Origin of the sequence: Laceyella sediminis (genome assembly GCF_003003125.1) — a bacterium.
GTDB classification, from domain to species: domain Bacteria; phylum Bacillota; class Bacilli; order Thermoactinomycetales; family Thermoactinomycetaceae; genus Laceyella; species Laceyella tengchongensis.
The window spans coordinates 94,618-114,102 of record NZ_PVTZ01000001.1 but is presented as its reverse complement, the minus strand read 5'-3'; the positions used below and the strand labels follow the sequence as shown (position 1 = coordinate 114,102).

The window sequence follows — 19,485 nt, the reverse complement described above, 5'->3', positions numbered from 1 at the left end:
CTATCCAAATATGTCATAAACTTTCCCACTGATAAAAGTGATTGTTTCATCCATTTTGACCATGTGTCCATCGACAAAGTGGATGTGAATCTCCTCACCTGTGTCTGTGATCAACGTGATATGCAGTGGATTGCGATGGGTTGGTACAAACTGAAGCTGTGCTTCCACCTTTGCTTCTCCCGTTGGGGAGGGGGATTGTTCAATAGTGTGCAATTGCATATGATATTGTGGTTGTGTGGCAAGGTCAAACAGGAAGGGGTGTAGTTCTGAAGGTTTTCCGGAGATGAGCAATTTCAGCATCACTTCAATCCTTTCGTTTTATTTTACTGAAAATTTATTATTGTGATACGAAGAGTATACATCCTGGAAAAATTTATGTCAAACCGCCCTTCTATTTGAAACTCTAATAATCTTTCTATCAAATGGTTAGAATGCGGTAAAATTTCAATTAATTTGTTGGGGTTGCGATGCAATCCTTGATGAAGAGGTGAATGAGCGAATGGAGTATATTCATCCCAGCCAAATTGGTGAATTGTTGCGCAAACGGAGGAAAGAACTGGGTCTGAGGTTAGAGGATCTGGCCGATGACTTTATTTCCCCTTCCACGATCAGCAATATTGAGCGGGGCATCACCTATGTAAACGAGGAAAAGGTTCGGTACATCGCTGACAAACTGGGAGTGAACCTAGAGCAGATTCATGAATTGTGGGCAAAAGAAAAGCAGGAAGAAGAGCAAATGGAATTAAAGCTGGCAGCGGTGGAAAGTATTGTTGACTTGATGAATCCCGACAAAGGCTTGGAGAAATTGCGCAAATTGGCAGTGCCTAACAATCACTTGTCCACAGCCTATGTACATTTTTTGCGAGGGAAAATCTATTTGCAGAAGAAAAATTGGGTTAAATCACAAAATCATTTTCTAGAAGCGATTCGGATCGTCGACCAGAAGGGGGAGTGGCAGAAAAGCAACATAAAAGCGGCTAGTTATCATGAACTGGGGCGCATTGCGATGGAAGTGCATGATGCGGACCAAGCCTTGAAGTATGTAGAAGAAGGCATAGAGCATTTCCAAGAGGCGGGTGAGCGCAGCGATTATAAAAGCATGTTGCTAGCGGCGAAGGTGAAAGTGTTGGAAAAGCTGGATCGGATCGAGGAGGGACTGCGGCTGATTGAAGATTTGTGGCAACAGATCGATGAGATCAAAAATGTGGAAGTGGCGCTAAATTTGTCGCAGTCACGGGTTTCCATGCTGACCAAGCTCAAATTGTATGATGAAGCGGTTAGCCACGCTACCGCAGGGATCGAACTGGCCCGTATCAACAAAAAGCCAGAACATGCATCCGAGCTGTGGATGATGCTGGGCGGTATCCATTTGCGCAAGGGCCAATGGGATGAGGCGGAGGATTGTTTCCGCACGGCACTCTGCTTGCAAGAAAAAATTAAAGCGGATGAATTAAAAATAAAAACGCATACATATTTGGGGATGGTGTTGCTGGAACAAGGCAAAAGCGACGAAGCCAAACAAGTGTTGGAAGAGGCTGTGGCTATTTGTGAACGAAATCACCAAACCATGCCGCATCGGGAAACGTACATTGTTTTGGGGGACTGTCACGCTAAGCAAGGCGCTTACAGTGATGCGATTCAAGTGTATGAGAAAGTGTGGAAGATGGCGCGCAAAAAAGGGGACAAGCCACAAGAGCACAAGGTGATTCTCAAGTTGGCACGCTGTTACGAGCAACAGGACAAAGAGAAATTTGCCGAGTTTTTGCAAGAGTTGTACCGCGTGGAAAATGAGCTTGATCTGGAGTTGGATGTTCTGTATTGACAGTGAAGCTGATTCGGCAGGTCAACCGCTTTGAGCGCAAGTGAAATGAAGGCGCCCTGGGAGATTCCCAGGGTGCTTTTCATTTGCGCGGATTGTAATAAATGATGCGGCCGTTGAACAAGTGGAGTTCGCCTTTAAGCTGTTTGGCTATGTACTTGGAGAATTCGTTTCCTTTGGCGAGGTCGCCGTGCGTTGCTTGTTCCGGCAAAACCAATTGGACGTAGGGGATGCCGGAATCTTCTTCCTGGCTGACGCCAATCACTAAGCCGCGGTACAAGTGGGTTTCCGTTCCTTTCAGTACCAGATAGGGGACGCCGTCTTGTTCCTGTTCTTCGATGGTGTAAGGGAAGGCGGCCGCTTGATAATCCCAGTCCAGCTGTTGGCCGGTCAGCGAAGTCATATGTTGGTAGCGAACCAAGAGTTCCTTCACATCGGCCAGAGTAACGTCAGTTTGCGCAGAACCTTTCACCAGCTTGATGTATGCGCTTTTATTCAATGAAAACTCGCTCCTCATCCATGGCTAATGTTTTTTTACTTCCATCTTAGCACGGGGCGAAATGGTTGCGCAAATCAATCAAATCTCATTATTTGGACACTGATCGCATTGCGATGGTTTGAAGAGTGCTTTGCCGCAACATGTTTGAGGTTCGTTTTTTTCGGAAATAGGAAGGTAACGGAAAAATCGCGCGATTTTTGCAAGCTTCATGATGGATTCATCACGTTTTTAAAAAAATTGAAATATAATGACTTGTCCCGTGTATGCGGTCATGTTAAAATTCTTTCTATTCTACGGATTTGGAGGCTTTCTGATGCGTAAAGTGGATTTGCTCGACGAGTTACGCTCAGAGATCGGCGTCGTTTCAGATAAATGCGCGGATCAAGTGAACGATCTTTACCAATTTGTGTGTGAGTCATTGCAAAAAAAGATGCCCGGTTACCAATGGGTAAGCATATATTTGGTTCAGGATTATGCTTTTGTGTTACGTCACGATGAAGGGGAGCGACTTCTGCCACAGCGCATTCCTTTCGGGGAAGGGTTGATCAGTGTAGCTGCAGCTAGGGGGAGCATGGTTCGCGAACGATTGTCCGGAAGGGTCGAAGTGTATATGCCATTCTATCGAGGGCATCATTTGATCGGCGTGCTTGTTGTGATCGCCAGACGTGCTAATGTGATTGATGAAGAAGATGTTTCTCTGTTTATGGAGTTGGCGTCTCTTTTTGAAACGAAAGTAGAAAAATATAATTCATGAAAAAAAGGTTTCATTGATACGCGGGTGGGGAAATAAGTAATAGCCCTGTCCCACGGGCTTCTGTGTAAAACCACTTGACCGAGGACATTGCTTTTCGCAATGTCTTTCCCATTCTTCAAAGAAAGTGAGGAGGAGATTAGATGAGTCTTTATGAACGACTGTATGACGAGTCCGAAAAAGCGAAAGTGCGCTTCGTCGGTTTCATTTCCGAGCACGGCCGATACGACTTCGGAATCGTGTACACCCACATGTTTTTTGGTAAGCCGCTTGTTGTTTGCATGCAAACTGGACGCTCCTCTCTGCTTTCAATGGAGGATACTGAGAATTTGGAATATCTGCAGAAGATCTTTAATCTTCGTTCACGAGAAGAAGCGGAGGAGATTGCGTTGTTTTTCAGAAGCAACCTTCCCGCGATTACCATGGAAATAGAAGCAGAGCATTGATAGTGAGAGCAAGTCTTCGGATTTGCTCTTTTTTTGTGCGCTTTTTTTGGGAAATGGGCAAAATAAATCACCCTTTGACATAAATAGTATGTCATAATATAATATAAGTGACATCATAATAAGAGCGCTTACAAAATGCTTGCAAATCAGTTCGGGAGGGAACTTCAATGGAAGCGATTGTGTGCCAAACATGTGAAGAAGTGATTACTTATGTGCCGGCAGAGAAGGTGGGCACGTTGTATGGCAAATGCCCGGGCTGCGAAAATACGGAAACAGCTGCCACCGCGAAAAGCGAATAAGTGAGCGAATGGTCAGCTGGATCATGGCGGCCAATTGGCGCTGTGAACGTCTGTCACGATTTGCTAACGGGAAGATTGATCAAATAAAAAGCCCGCCGTTGAAACAGCGGTGTGGTTCACATAAACGATGAAAGCCACCGTCAATTAGACGGTGGCTTATTTGATTACACGAATCATGCGCATAGTGGGGTCTTCCGGCCCTTGGACGGGGAGCCCCGCTTGGAGATGTTCTTCGATATAGTAGATGTTTTCTTCGGTGATCTCTTCGCCTGGCGCCAAGATGGGAATGCCGGGAGGGTAGATCATGATGAACTCGGCAATCACCCGGCCGACTGCTTCCTTCAGCAAGATGGATTCTGTCTCACTGTAAAACGCTTCGCGCGGAGATAGCACCAATCTAGGAATCTCAGGAAGGCGAATCTCCACCGGAGAATGACATTTGTCTTGGTAAAAGCGATCAGCCATGTCCTTGAGCGCATTAAGGAGTTGATCAATGGTGTCTTGGGTGTCTCCAGGTGTGATCAAGCAGAGCAAGTTGTGCAAATCGCTGAGTTCTACTTCGATCTGGTAGTTTTCGCGCAGCCAGTTTTCTGCTTCATTCCCATTGATGGTCATGTTTTCCAAATGAATGAGAAGCTTGGTTTCATCCAAATCATAAAGCGCATCGCTTCCCAGCCATTCTCGGCCGACGCAGCGCAATCCGGCAATTTCATTGATTTGCCGTCGGGCATAATCGGCCAGGCGCAGGGTTTCTTCGATGATCGCTTCGCCGTTTACGGCCAAATAGCGGCGGGCGGCGTCCAGCGATGCCAACAGGATGTAGGACGTAGAAGTCGTAGTCAACATGCTGATAATGGATTGCACGCGCGCCGGGTTAACCAAACCCTCGCGGACATTTAACACAGAGCTTTGAGTGAGCGAGCCACCCAATTTGTGGACGCTGGTTGCGGCCATATCGGCCCCGGCATCCATTGCTGAGAGGGGCAAACGGTCATGGAAGTGGGTGAGTACCCCATGTGCTTCATCGACGAGCACGGGAATGCCGTGTCGGTGAACCAGATCGACAATCTCCTTGAGATTGCCAGCAACGCCGTAATACGTGGGATTAATGACCAACACTGCTTTGGCTTCCGGGTGGAGCGCCAACGCCTTTTCCACTTGGCTGGCAGTGATGCCGTGGGCGATACCCAAGGTTTTGTCCATTTCCGGATGCACAAAAATGGGCAATGCTCCCGCCAAGATGATCGCCGACAGGACGGATTTGTGCACATTGCGCGGCACGATGATTTTATCGCCGGGGCCGACGACGGACATGACCATAGTCATAATCGCTCCGCTGGTGCCTTGGATGGAGAAAAAGGTATGATCCGCGCCAAAGGCTTCTGCCGCCAGCTGTTGGGCTTCTTGAATAATGCCCTGGGGATGGTGCAGGTCATCGAGAGGGGCGATATTGATCAAGTCGATCGACAAGGCGTTCAACCCGATGAAATCGCGGTATTCGGGATCCATGCCCTGCCCTTTCTTATGGCCAGGGATGTGAAATTGGATCGGGTTGAGGTTTGCGTGTTCTCTCAATTTCGTAAATAAAGGAGTTTGGTATTGTTTATTGTTCATATGCGTTGCCTGCCTTTACCTTTATCGCTTTATCACATAAACCGCATGAACATACGGAAATTGTTGAGCATATGCACGACCGTTAGTATAACAAAAACGAAACGGCAACAAAAGAAAAATTTCATAAGTAAAATTAGACAGTTGGTTGAACGGTGAAAGGGAGGTGAAATACTGCAAAAAACGCCTGTAAGATGGCGTTTTTAGACTGCGGAGATTGCTTGGGGGCAAGGGAGTTGAAAGATGTAAGCGGATTTCGAAGGAGTTTCAATGTTAAATGCATGTGGGAAAGCGAAATGGGAAATGACGGGGCAATGGATGGGCTGGTTGACCGCCACTGGACCTTCTTGCGTAAACATATCGTTCTAACACGTGTCTGATAAAGGCAAGCGGCTTCAAAACCGTTTTTCTCATGCGCATTACACGTGACGAGGCGCTCATCGAGAAAAGGGTTTTTCCACCGCTTCTTTTCGCCAACTTGATTTGCCAAACACGCCCTAAGTAGCGTTGTAACCAGGCTCGATCTGGTTGCACAAGTGTTTCTAAAAAGAGGTGGCTGGTTTATTCCATCGCCAAACGGTACAGCGGGTTTAGCGTTTCGCAAGTGGATTCGATCTGCTTGATCAAATCGTCACCTGACAATCGACAAGCTTCTTGCCGTGGAATGACGCGGCCGCACAAAAACTCCGCCTTTTTCACTTTTTCCAAGCGCTCGAGCATCTTGTGAGCCTGCTCGTCGGTCAAGTCCGCTTTGCGGATGACATCGGGCCGGGTGTGGTCTTGGGAGAAATAGTATGTATCGGGAATCAGGGCCCAGTAGCGGTCGAACTCTTCGCGCAACCGGCGGGCAAAGGGTTGCTTCCGGTCGCATTCGTAGATCAGGGCGAACCAGATGAAGAGATGATTGTCGCGAATGCCTAATTGAAAGTGGGGCAATCCCTTGTATCCACGCTTGCTCGTGGACCAGGCTACCCAGGTTTCGTCCGGCGGATTGACGGTGCGGCGGGCGTGTTTGGCGATATGCGTGCTGACGGGTTCGCCCAATTGCACAGTCAGAAAGGAGGAAAGATGTTGCCCGATGATATCAAACTTGGGTTGAATGTGTTGTTTGATCGCGTTCATGCGAGGTTCGAGCCCATCAATGTCAAAAATCTGAAAGTCTTGTTCAATAAAACCGGGTATCGTCATGATCATCACCATCCGTATCATCAAACTGAGTCCGGCGGCTCAAGGACGTTGCCGGAACCAAAGAAAAGCGGTTGCGGACTTATCTTACCACATTCAAGAGATAGATAAAAATTTTAGAGAGTTAATTTCTAAAAATTTAAAAATTTATTTAAGTGGTTCACCGTGCCCCTTGCTAGGTTGATAGCGTAACATAATTGAGAAAGTTGATTTGTGTCCCAGGTTTAATTCACCTTGGTTGGGGCAATGCTGTATCCAAGCTAACCTTTAAGGTCGGCGGTTGGGACCCAAAGCCCAAGCATATAAAAGGGGTGTAGTGGACCATGGAAGAGGTAATCAGAGTCTACCGTTGCCAAGATGCGGAGGAGCGCATTCCGATTCTGCGAATGGAATTGGATGAGGAGTTGGAGAAGCTGTACGAAGCCCTAAAAAACAACAACTTTCACAGGATTGATCAAATCAAAGCTAGACTGGAAGAAATAAGAAAAGAGATGCTCATGTTGGAAGTTTTATAAAACAATTCCGTCTATTTTTGGAGAAAAGGAAATAAATTAGAATTTGTCGAAAGTGTAACATGTGAAATTCTAGATCGTGTGTTACACTTTTTATTTTTTTCTACTTATTCCAATTATTCAGGAGGCGTAATCATGGAGTGGAAATTGACGAGAGAGCCGTTGGCCTCTGTGGCGACGGACGCAATTATTGTATTTCATTCCAAAGAAAGAGAATCGACACAAGGCATGGCCCGTGAGATTGATGAGGCCCTCGGTTTTCGGATTTCCAGCCTGATCACGGCAGGGGAGATAACTGGCAAACTGGGGGAAGTCACCCAGTTGCACAATTGGGGTAAGATTCCGTCTGGGCGTGTGATTGTGGTCGGTTTGGGTGAAGGGGACCAGACTGATCTGCACCAGTTCAGACATGCGATTGCGGCGGCGAGCCGCGCAGCCAAGCAAAAGGGGTTAAAAAGCTTGGGTATCGGGTGTCCTTCTTCCGTCATTGACCGTTATAACGCGGTTGATGCGGTACAAGCGATTGTGGAGGGCGTCGAACTTGGGACGTATGAGCACCAGAAATACCAATCCGAAACGAAGAAGCAGGAACTGAAATCGGTGTTAATCAGTATTCCGCAACTGAATGAGCAAGCGGCTCAAGCAGGGATCGAACGGGGGCAGATTTTCGCCCGCGCTACCAATTTCGCTAGGTATTTGTCCCATGAACCAGCTAACTTATTAACACCCCAACAGTTTGTTGATCATGCCAAACAAGTCGCCGAAAAACGCGGATTGGACATGGAAGTGCTGGATGAATCGCGCTTGGCAGATTTGGGCATGCAAGCGCTATTGTCTGTGGCGCGTGGCAGTGAAGCTGGGGCGCGCATGATCGTGTTGTCTTATCGAGGGGCGCCTGAGAGCACCGAAGTGCTCGGACTGGTTGGCAAGGGTGTGACTTTTGATAGTGGCGGCCTCCAGTTGAAACCCTCACCGTTCATGTTGGACATGAAAGAAGATATGGCTGGCGCGGCGGCGGTGTTGGCGGCGATGGATGCGATTGGGGAATTGCGTCCTCACAGCAATGTGTTGGCGGTGATCCCCGTCTGCGAGAACATGGTCAACGGCCAAGCGTATCGCCCGGGCGATGTGATCCGGTCCTTCAGTGGCAAGACGATTGAAGTGGCTCACACTGATGCCGAAGGGCGGATTATTTTGGCCGATGCGATCTCTTATGCTAAACGGAAAGGAGCCACCCGCTTGGTCGATGTGGCTACACTGACCGGCGCCGTTGTGGTTGCCTTGGGGCATGAAGCGACAGGGATGATGAGTAACGATGAAGAATGGGCCGATGAAGTGAAGGCGGCGGCTCGCATTGCCGGCGAACGGATGTGGGAATTGCCGATGTACAAAGAGTATGGCATCTATGTTGAAAGTGAGATTGCCGATGTGAAAAATGAGGGGGGAAGCCCGGCGGGATGCATTCAAGGCGGCTTGTTTTTGCAGGCGTTTGCTGAAGAAACCCCTTGGGTGCACTTGGATATCGCCGGATCAGCCACAGCGCCGCGCGAATCAGGCATTTTTGCCAAAGGGGCAACGGGAGTGGCTGTGCGGACACTCATCCAGTTGGCGGTTCGTTTCGGTTAGGGCGAGGTTAATCGGAGTGATGGAGCGGATGCTCCTCCGCTCCGGTTTTTTTGTGTAAAATAGATGGGAATAAAAGAAAAGCGGGGCGGTTGAAATGCATATCGAGATATCCGCTGGGGCTCTCTCCCGGCTGTTGGAAGCCAAGCCGACAGAGGAAGCCGCATTGCGCGTTGCCGTGATCACCGAAGGGTGCGGTTGCGGTGCCGATGTCGTGTTTGAGATGAATTGGGATTATGTGAAGCCAGATGACTTGGTGGTGGCAGTGTCACCTGCCCTCCGCATGGTGCTGGACCGCGAGAGTACCCAATTTTTCGGTGCTGATTTGGCGGTGGATTGGCATGACCGGAACCAAGCATATGTTTTGAAAAACAAAGAGCAGATCTTCAGCAACCGATTGTTGCTCTACTGAGGGGCCTGTTCGAAGCCAAAGTGGAAGAGTTGTTGCCCCCTACGGAAGATGTTACAATGGAGAAAGTGGAACGGCGCCCGAAACAGCGGCGCTTTTTGTCTTTCAGGAGGAATCGAGATGAAAATAGGTTGCCATATCAGTGTTGCCAAAGGATTCGCCAAAGCGGCATCAAAAGCCAAGTCGCTGGGCGCCGAATCGTTTCAAGTCTTTACGAAAAATCCGCGCGGTTTAAGGCCGAAAAAGCTGGACACCGTCGATGCGGAACGAGGAAGAGCATTTTGTGAAGAGCATGGGATCGTGCTGGTTGCGCACACCCCTTACATCACCAATTTGTCCACCCCCAAGGCGGATTTGCATGAAGTGACGATTCGTTCAATCAAAGAGGATTTGTCCATTGCAGAGGCATACGGTGCAGTCGGGGCGGTCGTTCATTGTGGCAAGCATGTGGGCGAAGGGGAAGAGTACGGACGCAAACGGATGGTTGAGACGCTCAACCTCATTCTGGCTGAATACGAAGGAAGCACCAAATTGCTTTTGGAAAACACTGCGGGTCAAGGTAGCGAGCTTGGATTGACGATCCGTGAACTGGTGGAAATCCGTGAAGCGACGGATTACCCGGAAAAAATCGGTTTCTGCTTTGACACGTGCCATGCTTTCGCCGCCGGGATCTGGACGGAAGAATCATTTGCGTCGATGGTACAGGAAATGAAGGAGACCGGCTATCTTGAACAGCTAGTTGCCATTCACTTCAATGATAGCAAAGCGCCTTTTAACAGCCGCAAAGATCGCCACGAAAAAATTGGCAAAGGTGAAATCGGAGCGGCGGCCTTGGCCTTGTTTTTGCGTGATGAGGCGTTCGCTCACCTGCCGGTCATTCTGGAGACACCGGTCGACGATGAGTCGGAATACGCGGACGAAATTCAGTATTTGCATCAATTGAAACAAGAGGGTTGAGGAGGGAGAAGCGAGATGGATGCTGTGCAAACCTGGCTGAACAGCCTGTCGCCGTGGACGATCTATTTCATCATCGTGGTGTTGGCGGCCGTGGTGTATAAGGTGGCTTTCGCCATTCGTCTGCCGCTGTTGAAACAAGTCATCGTTTATGTGGTGCTGGCGGTGGGGTGCCTTTTGTTGACATTGTTCCATTACATGGGCTTCCCCGTGATTCCCATTCTCTTTTTCACCGTTATCCTTATTGCTGTCACAAGGATCAGGCTCTATTTTGTGCGAAAACAAAATTAGTTGGGGGGGGCGGCTAGAGCGATAGGTCAGTAAAAAAAGCGTTCTGGCCGCTCCCGATCCGCGGAAAAAGGGGCAACCGGACAAGCCCCTTTGCGCCGCCAGGAATGGGAGAGGAGAATCAAAATGCAGTTGAAAGACGCATTGTTTAATTGGTTGCAGATCCAAGTGGTGTGGGACAAACGGCCCAGCGACCGTTCCGCCAAGGAAACGGTGCATTTTTTTGAAGAAATGTTGCGTGAGGATCATCAGGTGACGATTGTGGAAAAAAAGGCGGAGGGCGATAATTACCTCATCACCTATGAGCAAGCGGGCGAACCGTCGCAAATTGCATTTCCGCGCGATCAGGCAGACAAATTGTTAAACGACATCATCAATGAACCGAAGTACAATCAATCTTTCGGGGATTGACTGGATAGAGCGTCAGCGGGGTGGCAAAGTGTGCTTCCCGTCTGGCCAGCAAGCCTGCGCTGCTCCACTTGCTGAGTAATGCGTTGGCGGCAGTCCGGGCAGATTTGAATGCGGTGCGGATGTTTCCTAATTTTTTTGGCGATCAGCTTCTCAGGTTGAAAAGGCTGATCACATAGGATGCAGATCACTTTCACGGCGATTCCGTCCTTTCCGTGCAGATGGTTACAGCTAGGGTGTGTCTGGCAAATCAAGTTGGTGGGGAAGAAGCGGCGGAAAAACCTTTTCTCGAGGAGCGCCTCGTCACGCGTGAAGCGAATGAGAAAATGGTTTTGGAGCCGCTGGCCTATACATCAGACACGCCCTAGTATACTACATGTCCGGGAGCTGAAGCCAACTTGGGTTGAAGCTTAAAAACGCAACAAACACAACTCCGCAAGGGAAGCCTGCGGAGTTGTGCCTTTTTGAGGTGTTTACAGGAACGGCAAGATTAAGGTCACTGACGGGCAGGAGCTCGCCGAGACTGGTTAAGCCGTTCCTGATTGATTTTGTCCGGTTTCTGTTCGGACTTCTCCGTCTCCCGGGAAGGCAACGGAGCGATGCGGGCGGCGATTTCGGCCAGTTCTTCCATCAGTCCGCCGATGGGCCGGCCTCGCCGGATGTCATCGTTTAGCTCACGTATGCGTTGCACCAGGTCGGTGTCAGCGGTAACCAGCGCTTTCGCCCCTTGCGGATCTTCCCGCAACGCTTCCGCCACCGTATATTTGATGGTGCCTACACGTCCCCGGTCCAAAGTGGGTTCCAGATCGATTCCCACCAGCGTGTATCTACCAATGACGATGGCATTGGCTCCTTTCACATGGGGCACGCTCGTCGCGATGCGCACCAACCGGTCGGCCACCGCCTGAGGAGAACGGTCACGGCGAGGTTCAGGTGCTGTTTGTTTGACACGGCGCACCTCAGGAATCTGTTTGTGTGTACCAGGAGCAGATTGATTGGCCGGAGGCTTATTCTCTTGTTGGCAACCCGCCAAGATGGCGAGTGAAACGATGAGAGGGATGGTCAGTCTATATAAAAACCGCATGCGCCACCTCTTCCTTTCTACGCGTTTGTCCCATAGTCTAACCCGTTTGTGCCGCCGCCATGTACCAGCTTTGAACCGAAGCAAAGTTCGTGTAGAATGGGGGATGGAAGAGTGAGGTTAGGAGGCTTAACCATGAAAATAGAGACCTTTGTCTTCGGTCCGGTGATGACCAATTGTTATTTGGTGTATGATGAAGGGAGCAGACGGGGATGGGTCGTCGATCCTGGTATGAACCCAGATGCGTTGCTCGCGCGTATCAGAGAGCTTGATATAAAGGTGGAAGCGATTTTGTTGACCCACGCCCATTTTGACCATATCGGTGGGGTTGAAGCGGTGCGCGAACGCTCAGGGGCACCCGTTTACGTGCACCGCGAGGAAGCGGACTGGCTGACGAACCCGGAGAAAAACGGTTCCCTTTTTTTTATGGGAGTGCCGATGAAGTGCCAGCCAGCGGAGCGAGTGCTGACGGGCGGAGAGTCGATCGAACTGGTCGGCCAAACGTTGAAAGTGTTGCACACGCCTGGTCATTCCCCTGGCAGTGTAACTTATGTCTGGGATGACGTGATATTTAGCGGGGATGTGCTGTTCCAACAATCGATCGGGCGAACCGATTTGCCCGGTGGGGATTATGAAACGCTGATGAAGTCTATCCACCAGCAATTGATGAATTTGCCCGAAGCAACCCGGGTGCTGTCTGGTCATGGGCCAGAAACGACGATTGGTCAGGAACAAATGACCAATCCTTTTGTCACGGGCGGCTTGACTAACAGGTAAAGGAGTCTAGGGGGATGAAAGGAAAAAACCTGATCATCTTTTGTGTCTTGCTCGTGTTAGTGGGCATAGCGGTGTGGACGGGGATCGAGGATCGGCAAGCACCGGCGAGCGGCGGCACGAAAACAGATGCAGCCATCCAGTGCAAAGGAGAAAGCAGGCCGGAAGAGGGGTACTGCGCGCCAAACTTCACTTTGCGTACGATCGATGGCAAAGAAATCGAGCTTTATCGCAACCAAGGAAAGCCCACCATCATCAACTTCTGGGCGACATGGTGCCCGCCGTGCAAAAAAGAAATGCCTTATTTCCAAAAGGCGTATGACCAATACAAAGACAAAGTGAACTTCATCATGGTCAATGAAACATCGCAAGAAAAAGATGAAACCAAGATCAAACCCTTCCTGGACAAACACGGGTACACGTTCCCGGTGGTGCTTGACCCGCTTGAAAACAAGCGGACGGTCGGATTCGACCAATACGGATTGTATGGCATTCCCGCGACTTATGTAGTGGGGGCCGACGGGAAAATCCAGTATCGCTTCATCGGGGGCATGGAGGAAGAGCAGATGGCCATGCTGATGCAAGAATTGTCTAGGTGGTAATGGGAGGAGAAATCATGGCAGGGTTAAGTGTTTGGCTGGCGTTTGGCGCGGGGATTTTGTCATTCATCTCGCCATGCTGCTTGCCGCTGTACCCTTCGTATTTGTCGTATATCACCGGGATTTCGGTGGCACAACTCAAAGAGCGGGAACGGTCCGCAGAGATAAAGAGAAACACGATGTTGCACACGCTTTTCTTCATTTTGGGTTTTTCCTTGCTTTTTTACGCGATCGGCTTCGCGGCCAGTTGGGTGGGTACGGCATTCAAAGCATATGACGATCTGATCCGGATGATTGCCGCGGTTTTGCTGATTGCGTTCGGGCTGTTTATGCTCGGCGTCTTCCAGCCGTCGTTTTTGATGCGCGAGTACAAATGGCAAGTGACCAAGAAAAACGTCAGTTATTTTAGCTCGTTCATCGTGGGGATCGGTTTTGCCGCCGGTTGGACACCCTGCGTCGGCCCGATCTTGGGGAGCATCATCACCATGACCACCCTCCGTCCGGAAATGGGCTTCACGTATTTGACTTCTTACATCTTGGGCTTCGCCATTCCGTTTTTTATCATGGCTTTTTTCATCGGCAAAACGCGCTGGATTTTGAAATACTCCAACCAAGTGATGAAAGTCGGGGGCGGCCTCATGGTTTTGTTTGGCGTGCTCTTGTACACCGATCAGATGTCGGTCATCGCGGCTTGGTTGACGCAAGTGACCGGATTTACCGGGTTTTAGCTGAAGTGGTGCGCCATTTCAGCTTTTTTGTTACAATTTGATGGGAAAGACAGGTGATGAATGTGAGCAAACAAACACGGTATTGGGTCAGACGCCTTTTGTTTGTCGTGATGCTGGGGTTGGTCGGTTATGCCTTGTACCAATCTGTGGCCCAAGGGGAAGGGAACCGTCCCGAACCGGGTCGTCCTGCTCCTGTTTTCCAATTGACGACGCTGGACGGCAAAGAGGTTTCGCTTGAAGATTACAAAGGAAAAGCGGTTATGCTCAACTTTTGGGGTTCGTGGTGTGAACCGTGTACCAAAGAGATGCCGGCTTTGCAAACCGTTTATGAAAAATACAAAAACAAAGGCTTTGTCGTGCTGGGTGTCAATATCGCGGAAACGGATTTCACGGCCAACGCATTTGCCAAACGGATGGGCATTTCGTTTCCGGTACTTATGGACCGGCAACGTGATGTGGTGAAATTGTACGATGTGGTGCCGATTCCTAGCTCATTCTTCATCGATCCAGAGGGAACGCTGAAGCAGAGGGTGGAAGCTCCACTTACGGTGGAACAATTGGAGCCGATCGTGCAGTCGATTTTACCAAAAAAATGATAAGGAGCGGTCATGATGGGACAATACAAAGATATTGAAGCAAGTCGGTTAAGCGAAGCGGCGGATGAATTGCAACAATATGTGCTAGTGGACGTGCGCACGGATGAGGAATACCAGGAAGGGCACATTCCGGGAGCGATTCACATCCCGCATGATCAAATGGAAGCGCGGCATGAGGAACTGGCACCGCACAAAGGGCAGAAAATCTTGTTGATTTGCCGGAGCGGCCGCCGTAGCGTGTTGGCGGCTCAAGTGCTGGCTACGCGCGGATACACGGAGTTGTACAACCTCAAAGGGGGAATGCTGGAGTGGACGGGTCCGCAAACCAAGGAGTAGAAAGCAAATCACAGCACGCGCGGGTGGCCCAGCAAGTGCTCGATTTAATTGGAATGACGCCGGTGGTCAAGCTGAACCGGCTGGTTCGCCCAGAGTGGGCAGAAGTGTATGTAAAGCTGGAAAAAATGAATCCGGGCGGCAGTGTGAAAGATCGAACCGCCTACAACATGATTCGCGATGCCGAAGAAAAGGGCCTGCTCAAGCCGGGTGCGACCATTATCGAGCCGACGAGCGGCAACACGGGGATCGGCCTGGCGCTGGTCGGTGCCGCCCGTGGGTACCGGACGATTCTGGTCATGCCCGACACAATGAGCAGAGAGCGGGTGATGCTGTTAAAAGGGTATGGCGCAGAAGTGGTGTTGACGCCAGGGAACGAACGGATGCCGGGGGCGATCAAAAAAGCGGAAGAGCTGGTGGCATCGATCCCTGGTTCGTTTATGCCATCACAATTTGAAAATGCCGCCAATCCCGATGTTCATCGGCGCACGACCGGCCCGGAAATTCTCAAGCAAACGCAAGGGCGGTTGGACGCGTTTATCGCTACGGCGGGAACGGGCGGTACCATCACCGGAGTTGGCGAGTATTTGCGTCAGCATATTCCGAGCATATTTATCGGGGTGGTGGAGCCTAAGGGATCACCAGTGTTGGCCGGTGGCGTACCGGGGCCACATCAAATTCCGGGTACCAGTCCCGGTTTTGTACCGCCTGTGCTGAACCGTTCCGTTTTTGATGAAATTTTCCATGTGAGCGACGAGGAAGCCCTCAATGTGACGCGTGCCCTCGCTTGCCAAGAAGCGTTGCTGTTGGGGCCTTCTTCCGGAGCTTCTGTCTGGGCGGCTCTCAAAGTGGCCGAGCGTCTCGGCAAGGGCAAGCGGGTCTTGTGCATGGCTCCAGACACGGGTGAACGTTATCTGAGCACCGAAGTGTTTAATTTTTCATAAGAGAGGGCTGTGCCATGACCCAACCGCTTTTAAATGAAATCGTCGCGGAGATCGAGCATTCCCCTCATCAGGCCATCCCGTTTTCGAGGTACATGGAATTGGCTTTGTACCACCCGGAGTGGGGTTATTACCAGACGAATCGAACCAAGTTGGGCAAAGAAGGGGATTTCTTCACCAACGCCCATGTCGGAACGGTCATGGGCCGGGTCTTGGGACGTTTGTTCTGGCGTATGGTGGCGATGACGGGAAACGAAGAGGAATGGGTGCTGGTGGAGATGGGCGCGGGAGACGGGCGTTTGATGGAGCAAGTGGCCAATGAATGGCTGGCTCAGGGCGGGAAGCCGGACAAGCTGCATGCGTACTTGGTGGAAACAAGCCCTCATCACCGCCGATTGCAACAAGAACGCCTGGGTTCGCATCCTATCTCGTTTCATTGGTCTAGGCGCCTTGAGGAAGTGCCACGGGCCAAATACTCTTTTTTATATACCAATGAGTTGGTTGACGCCTTCCCAGTGCATCGGATAAAAAAAGAAGGGGGAGCCATTTGGGAAGCGTATGTATCCAAGGGGAAGAACGGACGCCTAAGCGAATGTTGGTTTCCCCTGAAAGAATCTGACGATCCCGCCGTATGGGAGAGGGGCCGGCTCCTAGCGGAGGGGCAGATTGCCGAAGTGCCCGTCGCTGCCCGTGAGTGGCTCAGTCAAGTGACGGGCTGGTTGGAAAAGGGAATTCTCTTGACGATCGATTACGGCGGAGAAACGGAAGAACTGCTGGCCCGGAGGGAAGGCACGCTACGGGCTTACCGCGAACACCGGTTGTGGACAGACCTCTATCACACACCGGGGGAGATGGATTTGACAGCCCATGTGGATTTCACATTGCTTCGGCTGTGGGGGGCGGAGTTGGGCTTACACACATTTGCCTGTCTGTCCCAAGCCGAGTTTTTGCTCAGGGCTGGCGTATTGGATCTGCTACCGGCCACTCCGGCGCGTGACCCGTTCAGCGCCGAGGCGAAACAAGCGCGGGCCGTCACCCATTTGATTCATCCGCAAGGGATGGGCGAGCGCTTCCGCGTTTTGTTGCAAGGCAAAGGCGTGTCCGCGTCCGACATGGAACGGTTGGTTCCCAATTTATGAAAACGAAAGAGGATGGAAAATGATCATTAAGCCTAAATTCCGTGGTTTCATTTGTACGACGGCACATCCGGAAGGCTGTGCGCAACAGGTGCGAAACCAAATTGATTATGTTAAAAGTCAACCGGCCATCAATGGCCCGAAAAAAGTGTTGGTGATCGGTGCTTCAACCGGTTATGGATTGGCTTCCCGCATCACGGCAGCTTTTGGCGCTGGGGCGGATACGATCGGTGTCTTTTTTGAACGTCCGAGCTCGGGCAACCGTACAGCTACCGCAGGGTGGTACAACACGGCAGCGTTTGAGGAAGCAGCGCGCGAAGCGGGGTTGTTCGCCAAAAGCATCAATGGGGATGCTTTTTCCAATGAAATCAAACAACAAACCATCGAAATGATCAAACGGGAATGGGGCAAAGTTGATTTGGTGGTATACAGCTTGGCCGCTCCCAAACGGGTTCATCCGGAGACAGGAGAAGTGTTTTCATCCGTTTTGAAACCGATTGGCCAAACGTTCTCCAACAAAACGGTTGATTTCCACACCGAGGAAGTGTCGCACATCTCGATTGAACCGGCAACCGAGGAAGAGATTCGCCATACGATTGCAGTGATGGGCGGAGAGGACTGGAAGATGTGGATCGATGCTCTCCAAGAGGCCGACGTGTTGAATGAAGGTGCCAAAACGGTCGCATACTCGTATATCGGTCCCGTTGTGACGCATCCCGTGTATCGCGAGGGAACCGTGGGTCGTGCCAAAAACCACCTGGAGGCGACGGCTCATGAGCTGGACAAGCAGTTGAAGAAGATTGGCGGCGAGGCGTATGTATCAGTAAACAAAGCGCTTGTTACCCAGTCCAGTTCGGCGATCCCAGTAGTGCCGCTGTACATATCGCTTTTGTACAAAGTGATGAAAGAAAAAGGCCTGCATGAAGGATGCATCGAGCAGATGTATCGATTGTTCAACGAACGCCTGTACACCGGCGGCGAGGTGCAGGTGGATGAGGAAGGGCGCATCCGTATCGACGATTGGGAGATGCGGGAGGATGTGCAAGCGGAAGTGTCAGCCCGTTGGTCCAAGGTGGACTCGGACAATTTGAAGGAGCTTTCGGATATTGAAGGGTACCGCAGAGATTTCTTCCAACTCTTCGGATTTGAAACCGATGGGGTTGATTACGAAGCGGACACTGAAGCCAATGTGACGATTCAGAGCTTGGCCTGACGCATGTTGGGAAGGACTCGGACTCTTGATGTGTTCCGAGTCCTTTTTTGACCATAAAAATAAGCTCCCTGTGAATCCGGGAGCTGTGCACTGATTAATGCATCATAAATGTGGAATACCAGACCATGCCGACAAACGACACGAACATATATCCACCGAAAAGATACATATAGGTTCTTTCGGTCAGCTTCAGGTAGCCTAACACGACAAACAGAATCGTTTGTACCGCGAACAGGGCCGCCGGAATGTACATATGACCCGCTAAGAACATGAGTGCAATCACGAAAGTCCAGAAGCCGAGGACGCGAAACATGCGGTCCATGTGCCACACTCCTTCCTACTTGGATGCGTTATGTAAGGGCATCCACTGTCGCCATATTCTAACATGCTTATTATACCCTCAGGCATCGCTTGTATCAAGCAAAAGGGAAAGGATGTTCAAAATGCAGACACTTCTTGTGCGAAAACAAGGGCCGATCCAATGGATCCGTTTTCACCGCCCAGATGTGAGAAACGCGGTCAATCCGCAAATGATGGGGGAGCTAGAACAAGTCTTGACTGAGATCGAACAAGATCCACAGTGCAAAGTGGTCATTTTCTCCGGAGATGAGCGAGCTTTTGTTTCCGGTGGGGATTTGGATGCGTTGCACCAATATGGGCACAAACATGAAATCCAGCCGATCATGGAGCGGATGGGACGAATTTTGGAACGGGTCCATGGATTGGCGCCATTGACGGTTGCATTTGTCGAAGGGGCGGCTGTTGGTGGGGGCTGCGAAATCGTGGCTAGTTGCGATCTATGTTTTGCTTCGGCGACGGCCCGGTTCGGCATGATCCAAGTGAAGCTGGGCATTACCACTGGATGGGGAGGAGCGGGACGCTTGATGCGGAAGATCGGGCCAGCACGAGCTCTGCCCCTGCTACTGACAGGACAGATTCTGTCTGCGTCCGAGGCGAAGGCATCCGGGTTGGTTGATGTGTTGCTCGATGGAGAGCGGGCTGACCAGGCTGTACAGGAGTTCGCCGAACAAGTGGCGAAGGCGCCGCTGGAGATCATCCGATTTTATAAGGGGCTGGCTGAAGAGGTGAATCGGGGTGTGCCCTCGGCGGAGCTGTATGCCCGGGAGGCGGAACAGTGCGCCAGTCTGTGGGAATCAGAAGAGCATGCGCAAGCGGTACGCGAATTTTTGGCGCGGCGGAAATCATAAGCTGCAGCCAAACCGCTTAGGTTAAGGCGTATGACACCGGTAAGCCGCGGGGAATCGTGTATACTTCCTCTT

27 protein-coding genes are annotated in these 19,485 nt (G+C 50.8%); 20 read left to right on the top strand and 7 right to left on the bottom strand.

Features of this window, described 5'->3' with window-relative positions; genetic code table 11:
• A complete protein-coding gene (locus tag CLV36_RS17085; protein WP_154987435.1) occupies positions 1 to 168 on the bottom strand; it encodes a hypothetical protein in 168 nt (55 codons plus the stop codon).
• A 331-nt stretch (positions 169 to 499) separates the two neighbouring features.
• Here CLV36_RS17085 and CLV36_RS00565 point away from each other — a divergent pair, with 331 nt between their 5' ends.
• Positions 500 to 1,822 (top strand): helix-turn-helix domain-containing protein, encoded by a 1,323-nt coding sequence (locus CLV36_RS00565; RefSeq protein WP_106341396.1) that lies wholly within the window; start codon positions 500 to 502, stop codon positions 1,820 to 1,822.
• Positions 1,823 to 1,901: 79 nt separating this feature from the next.
• Here CLV36_RS00565 and CLV36_RS00560 read toward each other — a convergent pair whose 3' ends face one another.
• Positions 1,902 to 2,318, bottom strand: coding sequence for a DUF1885 family protein (locus tag CLV36_RS00560; protein WP_102992896.1), 417 nt, complete (start codon positions 2,316 to 2,318; stop codon positions 1,902 to 1,904).
• 313 nt (positions 2,319 to 2,631) lie between these two features.
• On the opposite strand from CLV36_RS00560, the gene CLV36_RS00555 reads away from it, so the two are divergent.
• The 3 genes from CLV36_RS00555 (at position 2,632) to CLV36_RS00545 (ending at position 3,814) form a co-directional block, all read left to right on the top strand.
• The gene (locus tag CLV36_RS00555) at positions 2,632 to 3,072 is read left to right on the top strand and encodes a GAF domain-containing protein (RefSeq protein WP_102992895.1); all 441 of its coding nucleotides are present in this window, start codon (positions 2,632 to 2,634) and stop codon (positions 3,070 to 3,072) included.
• A 140-nt stretch (positions 3,073 to 3,212) separates the two neighbouring features.
• Positions 3,213 to 3,515 (top strand): DUF3055 domain-containing protein, encoded by a 303-nt coding sequence (locus CLV36_RS00550; RefSeq protein WP_022736556.1) that lies wholly within the window; start codon positions 3,213 to 3,215, stop codon positions 3,513 to 3,515.
• A gap of 167 nt (positions 3,516 to 3,682) precedes the next feature.
• Positions 3,683 to 3,814 carry a GapA-binding peptide SR1P gene (locus CLV36_RS00545; protein ID WP_022736555.1) on the top strand — a complete coding sequence of 44 codons (132 nt, stop codon included), beginning with the start codon at positions 3,683 to 3,685 and terminating at the stop codon, positions 3,812 to 3,814.
• A gap of 156 nt (positions 3,815 to 3,970) precedes the next feature.
• Here CLV36_RS00545 and CLV36_RS00540 read toward each other — a convergent pair whose 3' ends face one another.
• Positions 3,971 to 5,428: an aminotransferase class I/II-fold pyridoxal phosphate-dependent enzyme gene (locus CLV36_RS00540; protein WP_102992894.1), complete on the bottom strand. Its 1,458-nt coding sequence runs from the start codon at positions 5,426 to 5,428 to the stop codon at positions 3,971 to 3,973.
• A 558-nt stretch (positions 5,429 to 5,986) separates the two neighbouring features.
• On the bottom strand, positions 5,987 to 6,613 hold the full coding sequence (locus CLV36_RS00530; protein WP_181352747.1) for a YktB family protein: 627 nt from the start codon (positions 6,611 to 6,613) through the stop codon (positions 5,987 to 5,989).
• Between the two features lie 320 nt (positions 6,614 to 6,933).
• Between CLV36_RS00530 and CLV36_RS00525 the strand changes: the two genes are divergently transcribed.
• The 6 genes from CLV36_RS00525 to CLV36_RS00500 all read left to right on the top strand — a co-directional run bounded on the left by CLV36_RS00525 (position 6,934) and on the right by CLV36_RS00500 (position 10,807).
• On the top strand, positions 6,934 to 7,125 hold the full coding sequence (locus CLV36_RS00525) for a hypothetical protein (protein WP_102992891.1): 192 nt from the start codon (positions 6,934 to 6,936) through the stop codon (positions 7,123 to 7,125).
• Positions 7,126 to 7,257: 132 nt separating this feature from the next.
• Positions 7,258 to 8,748 carry a leucyl aminopeptidase gene (locus tag CLV36_RS00520; RefSeq protein ID WP_106341394.1) on the top strand — a complete coding sequence of 497 codons (1,491 nt, stop codon included), beginning with the start codon at positions 7,258 to 7,260 and terminating at the stop codon, positions 8,746 to 8,748.
• A 94-nt stretch (positions 8,749 to 8,842) separates the two neighbouring features.
• Positions 8,843 to 9,157, top strand: a complete 315-nt coding sequence (locus CLV36_RS00515) for an iron-sulfur cluster biosynthesis family protein (protein ID WP_106341393.1) — start codon at positions 8,843 to 8,845, stop codon at positions 9,155 to 9,157.
• Positions 9,158 to 9,274: 117 nt separating this feature from the next.
• Positions 9,275 to 10,111, top strand: coding sequence for a deoxyribonuclease IV (locus tag CLV36_RS00510; RefSeq protein WP_106341392.1), 837 nt, complete (start codon positions 9,275 to 9,277; stop codon positions 10,109 to 10,111).
• A gap of 15 nt (positions 10,112 to 10,126) precedes the next feature.
• Positions 10,127 to 10,399, top strand: a complete 273-nt coding sequence (locus tag CLV36_RS00505) for a YlaH-like family protein (RefSeq protein ID WP_022736490.1) — start codon at positions 10,127 to 10,129, stop codon at positions 10,397 to 10,399.
• A gap of 123 nt (positions 10,400 to 10,522) precedes the next feature.
• Complete coding sequence (locus CLV36_RS00500; RefSeq protein WP_102992887.1) at positions 10,523 to 10,807, top strand: hypothetical protein; 285 nt, start codon at positions 10,523 to 10,525, stop codon at positions 10,805 to 10,807.
• Here the strand turns inward: CLV36_RS00500 and CLV36_RS17080 are convergent.
• A complete protein-coding gene (locus CLV36_RS17080) occupies positions 10,789 to 11,001 on the bottom strand; it encodes a YlaI family protein (protein ID WP_181352746.1) in 213 nt (70 codons plus the stop codon). The genes CLV36_RS00500 and CLV36_RS17080 overlap by 19 nt on opposite strands.
• 39 nt (positions 11,002 to 11,040) lie before the next feature.
• On the opposite strand from CLV36_RS17080, the gene CLV36_RS17790 reads away from it, so the two are divergent.
• Complete coding sequence (locus CLV36_RS17790) at positions 11,041 to 11,172, top strand: hypothetical protein (RefSeq protein WP_281257219.1); 132 nt, start codon at positions 11,041 to 11,043, stop codon at positions 11,170 to 11,172.
• 128 nt (positions 11,173 to 11,300) lie between these two features.
• Here CLV36_RS17790 and CLV36_RS00490 read toward each other — a convergent pair whose 3' ends face one another.
• Positions 11,301 to 11,888 (bottom strand): YhcN/YlaJ family sporulation lipoprotein, encoded by a 588-nt coding sequence (locus CLV36_RS00490; RefSeq protein WP_106341390.1) that lies wholly within the window; start codon positions 11,886 to 11,888, stop codon positions 11,301 to 11,303.
• A 132-nt stretch (positions 11,889 to 12,020) separates the two neighbouring features.
• On the opposite strand from CLV36_RS00490, the gene CLV36_RS00485 reads away from it, so the two are divergent.
• From CLV36_RS00485 to fabV, 8 genes are all read left to right on the top strand, one after another.
• Positions 12,021 to 12,662 carry an MBL fold metallo-hydrolase gene (locus tag CLV36_RS00485; protein WP_106341389.1) on the top strand — a complete coding sequence of 214 codons (642 nt, stop codon included), beginning with the start codon at positions 12,021 to 12,023 and terminating at the stop codon, positions 12,660 to 12,662.
• 14 nt (positions 12,663 to 12,676) lie between these two features.
• Positions 12,677 to 13,261 carry a TlpA family protein disulfide reductase gene (locus CLV36_RS00480; RefSeq protein WP_102992884.1) on the top strand — a complete coding sequence of 195 codons (585 nt, stop codon included), beginning with the start codon at positions 12,677 to 12,679 and terminating at the stop codon, positions 13,259 to 13,261.
• A 14-nt stretch (positions 13,262 to 13,275) separates the two neighbouring features.
• Positions 13,276 to 13,986 carry a cytochrome c biogenesis CcdA family protein gene (locus CLV36_RS00475; RefSeq protein WP_022736484.1) on the top strand — a complete coding sequence of 237 codons (711 nt, stop codon included), beginning with the start codon at positions 13,276 to 13,278 and terminating at the stop codon, positions 13,984 to 13,986.
• A 62-nt stretch (positions 13,987 to 14,048) separates the two neighbouring features.
• Positions 14,049 to 14,582, top strand: a complete 534-nt coding sequence (gene resA, locus CLV36_RS00470) for a thiol-disulfide oxidoreductase ResA (protein WP_102993879.1) — start codon at positions 14,049 to 14,051, stop codon at positions 14,580 to 14,582.
• A gap of 15 nt (positions 14,583 to 14,597) precedes the next feature.
• Positions 14,598 to 14,918, top strand: coding sequence for a rhodanese-like domain-containing protein (locus CLV36_RS00465; protein ID WP_223247955.1), 321 nt, complete (start codon positions 14,598 to 14,600; stop codon positions 14,916 to 14,918).
• Between the two features lie 23 nt (positions 14,919 to 14,941).
• On the top strand, positions 14,942 to 15,859 hold the full coding sequence (gene cysK / locus CLV36_RS00460) for a cysteine synthase A (RefSeq protein ID WP_281257225.1): 918 nt from the start codon (positions 14,942 to 14,944) through the stop codon (positions 15,857 to 15,859).
• Between the two features lie 14 nt (positions 15,860 to 15,873).
• Positions 15,874 to 16,995 (top strand): class I SAM-dependent methyltransferase, encoded by a 1,122-nt coding sequence (locus tag CLV36_RS00455; protein WP_106341388.1) that lies wholly within the window; start codon positions 15,874 to 15,876, stop codon positions 16,993 to 16,995.
• 19 nt (positions 16,996 to 17,014) lie between these two features.
• On the top strand, positions 17,015 to 18,205 hold the full coding sequence (gene fabV / locus CLV36_RS00450; RefSeq protein ID WP_102992881.1) for an enoyl-ACP reductase FabV: 1,191 nt from the start codon (positions 17,015 to 17,017) through the stop codon (positions 18,203 to 18,205).
• Between the two features lie 94 nt (positions 18,206 to 18,299).
• Here the strand turns inward: fabV and CLV36_RS00445 are convergent, their stop codons facing one another.
• Positions 18,300 to 18,527 (bottom strand): DUF2626 family protein, encoded by a 228-nt coding sequence (locus CLV36_RS00445; RefSeq protein WP_022736478.1) that lies wholly within the window; start codon positions 18,525 to 18,527, stop codon positions 18,300 to 18,302.
• 121 nt (positions 18,528 to 18,648) lie between these two features.
• On the opposite strand from CLV36_RS00445, the gene CLV36_RS00440 reads away from it, so the two are divergent.
• A complete protein-coding gene (locus tag CLV36_RS00440) occupies positions 18,649 to 19,413 on the top strand; it encodes an enoyl-CoA hydratase/isomerase family protein (protein WP_181352745.1) in 765 nt (254 codons plus the stop codon).
• The last annotated feature ends 72 nt before the right edge of the window (positions 19,414 to 19,485 follow it).

What these genes read in the sequence shown, in the direction of transcription:
- CLV36_RS00565 (WP_106341396.1), top strand. Translation starts at nt 500, where the DNA reads ATGGAGTATATTCATCCCAGCCAAATTGGTGAATTGTTGCGCAAACGG.
- CLV36_RS00555 (WP_102992895.1), top strand. Translation starts at nt 2,632, where the DNA reads ATGCGTAAAGTGGATTTGCTCGACGAGTTACGCTCAGAGATCGGCGTC.
- CLV36_RS00550 (WP_022736556.1), top strand. Translation starts at nt 3,213, where the DNA reads ATGAGTCTTTATGAACGACTGTATGACGAGTCCGAAAAAGCGAAAGTG.
- CLV36_RS00545 (WP_022736555.1), top strand. Translation starts at nt 3,683, where the DNA reads ATGGAAGCGATTGTGTGCCAAACATGTGAAGAAGTGATTACTTATGTG.
- CLV36_RS00540 (WP_102992894.1), bottom strand. Translation starts at nt 5,428, where the DNA reads ATGAACAATAAACAATACCAAACTCCTTTATTTACGAAATTGAGAGAA.
- CLV36_RS00530 (WP_181352747.1), bottom strand. Translation starts at nt 6,613, where the DNA reads ATGACGATACCCGGTTTTATTGAACAAGACTTTCAGATTTTTGACATT.
- CLV36_RS00525 (WP_102992891.1), top strand. Translation starts at nt 6,934, where the DNA reads ATGGAAGAGGTAATCAGAGTCTACCGTTGCCAAGATGCGGAGGAGCGC.
- CLV36_RS00520 (WP_106341394.1), top strand. Translation starts at nt 7,258, where the DNA reads ATGGAGTGGAAATTGACGAGAGAGCCGTTGGCCTCTGTGGCGACGGAC.
- CLV36_RS00515 (WP_106341393.1), top strand. Translation starts at nt 8,843, where the DNA reads ATGCATATCGAGATATCCGCTGGGGCTCTCTCCCGGCTGTTGGAAGCC.
- CLV36_RS00510 (WP_106341392.1), top strand. Translation starts at nt 9,275, where the DNA reads ATGAAAATAGGTTGCCATATCAGTGTTGCCAAAGGATTCGCCAAAGCG.
- CLV36_RS00505 (WP_022736490.1), top strand. Translation starts at nt 10,127, where the DNA reads ATGGATGCTGTGCAAACCTGGCTGAACAGCCTGTCGCCGTGGACGATC.
- CLV36_RS00500 (WP_102992887.1), top strand. Translation starts at nt 10,523, where the DNA reads ATGCAGTTGAAAGACGCATTGTTTAATTGGTTGCAGATCCAAGTGGTG.
- CLV36_RS00490 (WP_106341390.1), bottom strand. Translation starts at nt 11,888, where the DNA reads ATGCGGTTTTTATATAGACTGACCATCCCTCTCATCGTTTCACTCGCC.
- CLV36_RS00485 (WP_106341389.1), top strand. Translation starts at nt 12,021, where the DNA reads ATGAAAATAGAGACCTTTGTCTTCGGTCCGGTGATGACCAATTGTTAT.
- CLV36_RS00480 (WP_102992884.1), top strand. Translation starts at nt 12,677, where the DNA reads ATGAAAGGAAAAAACCTGATCATCTTTTGTGTCTTGCTCGTGTTAGTG.
- CLV36_RS00475 (WP_022736484.1), top strand. Translation starts at nt 13,276, where the DNA reads ATGGCAGGGTTAAGTGTTTGGCTGGCGTTTGGCGCGGGGATTTTGTCA.
- CLV36_RS00465 (WP_223247955.1), top strand. Translation starts at nt 14,598, where the DNA reads ATGGGACAATACAAAGATATTGAAGCAAGTCGGTTAAGCGAAGCGGCG.
- CLV36_RS00455 (WP_106341388.1), top strand. Translation starts at nt 15,874, where the DNA reads ATGACCCAACCGCTTTTAAATGAAATCGTCGCGGAGATCGAGCATTCC.
- fabV (WP_102992881.1), top strand. Translation starts at nt 17,015, where the DNA reads ATGATCATTAAGCCTAAATTCCGTGGTTTCATTTGTACGACGGCACAT.
- CLV36_RS00445 (WP_022736478.1), bottom strand. Translation starts at nt 18,527, where the DNA reads ATGGACCGCATGTTTCGCGTCCTCGGCTTCTGGACTTTCGTGATTGCA.
- CLV36_RS00440 (WP_181352745.1), top strand. Translation starts at nt 18,649, where the DNA reads ATGCAGACACTTCTTGTGCGAAAACAAGGGCCGATCCAATGGATCCGT.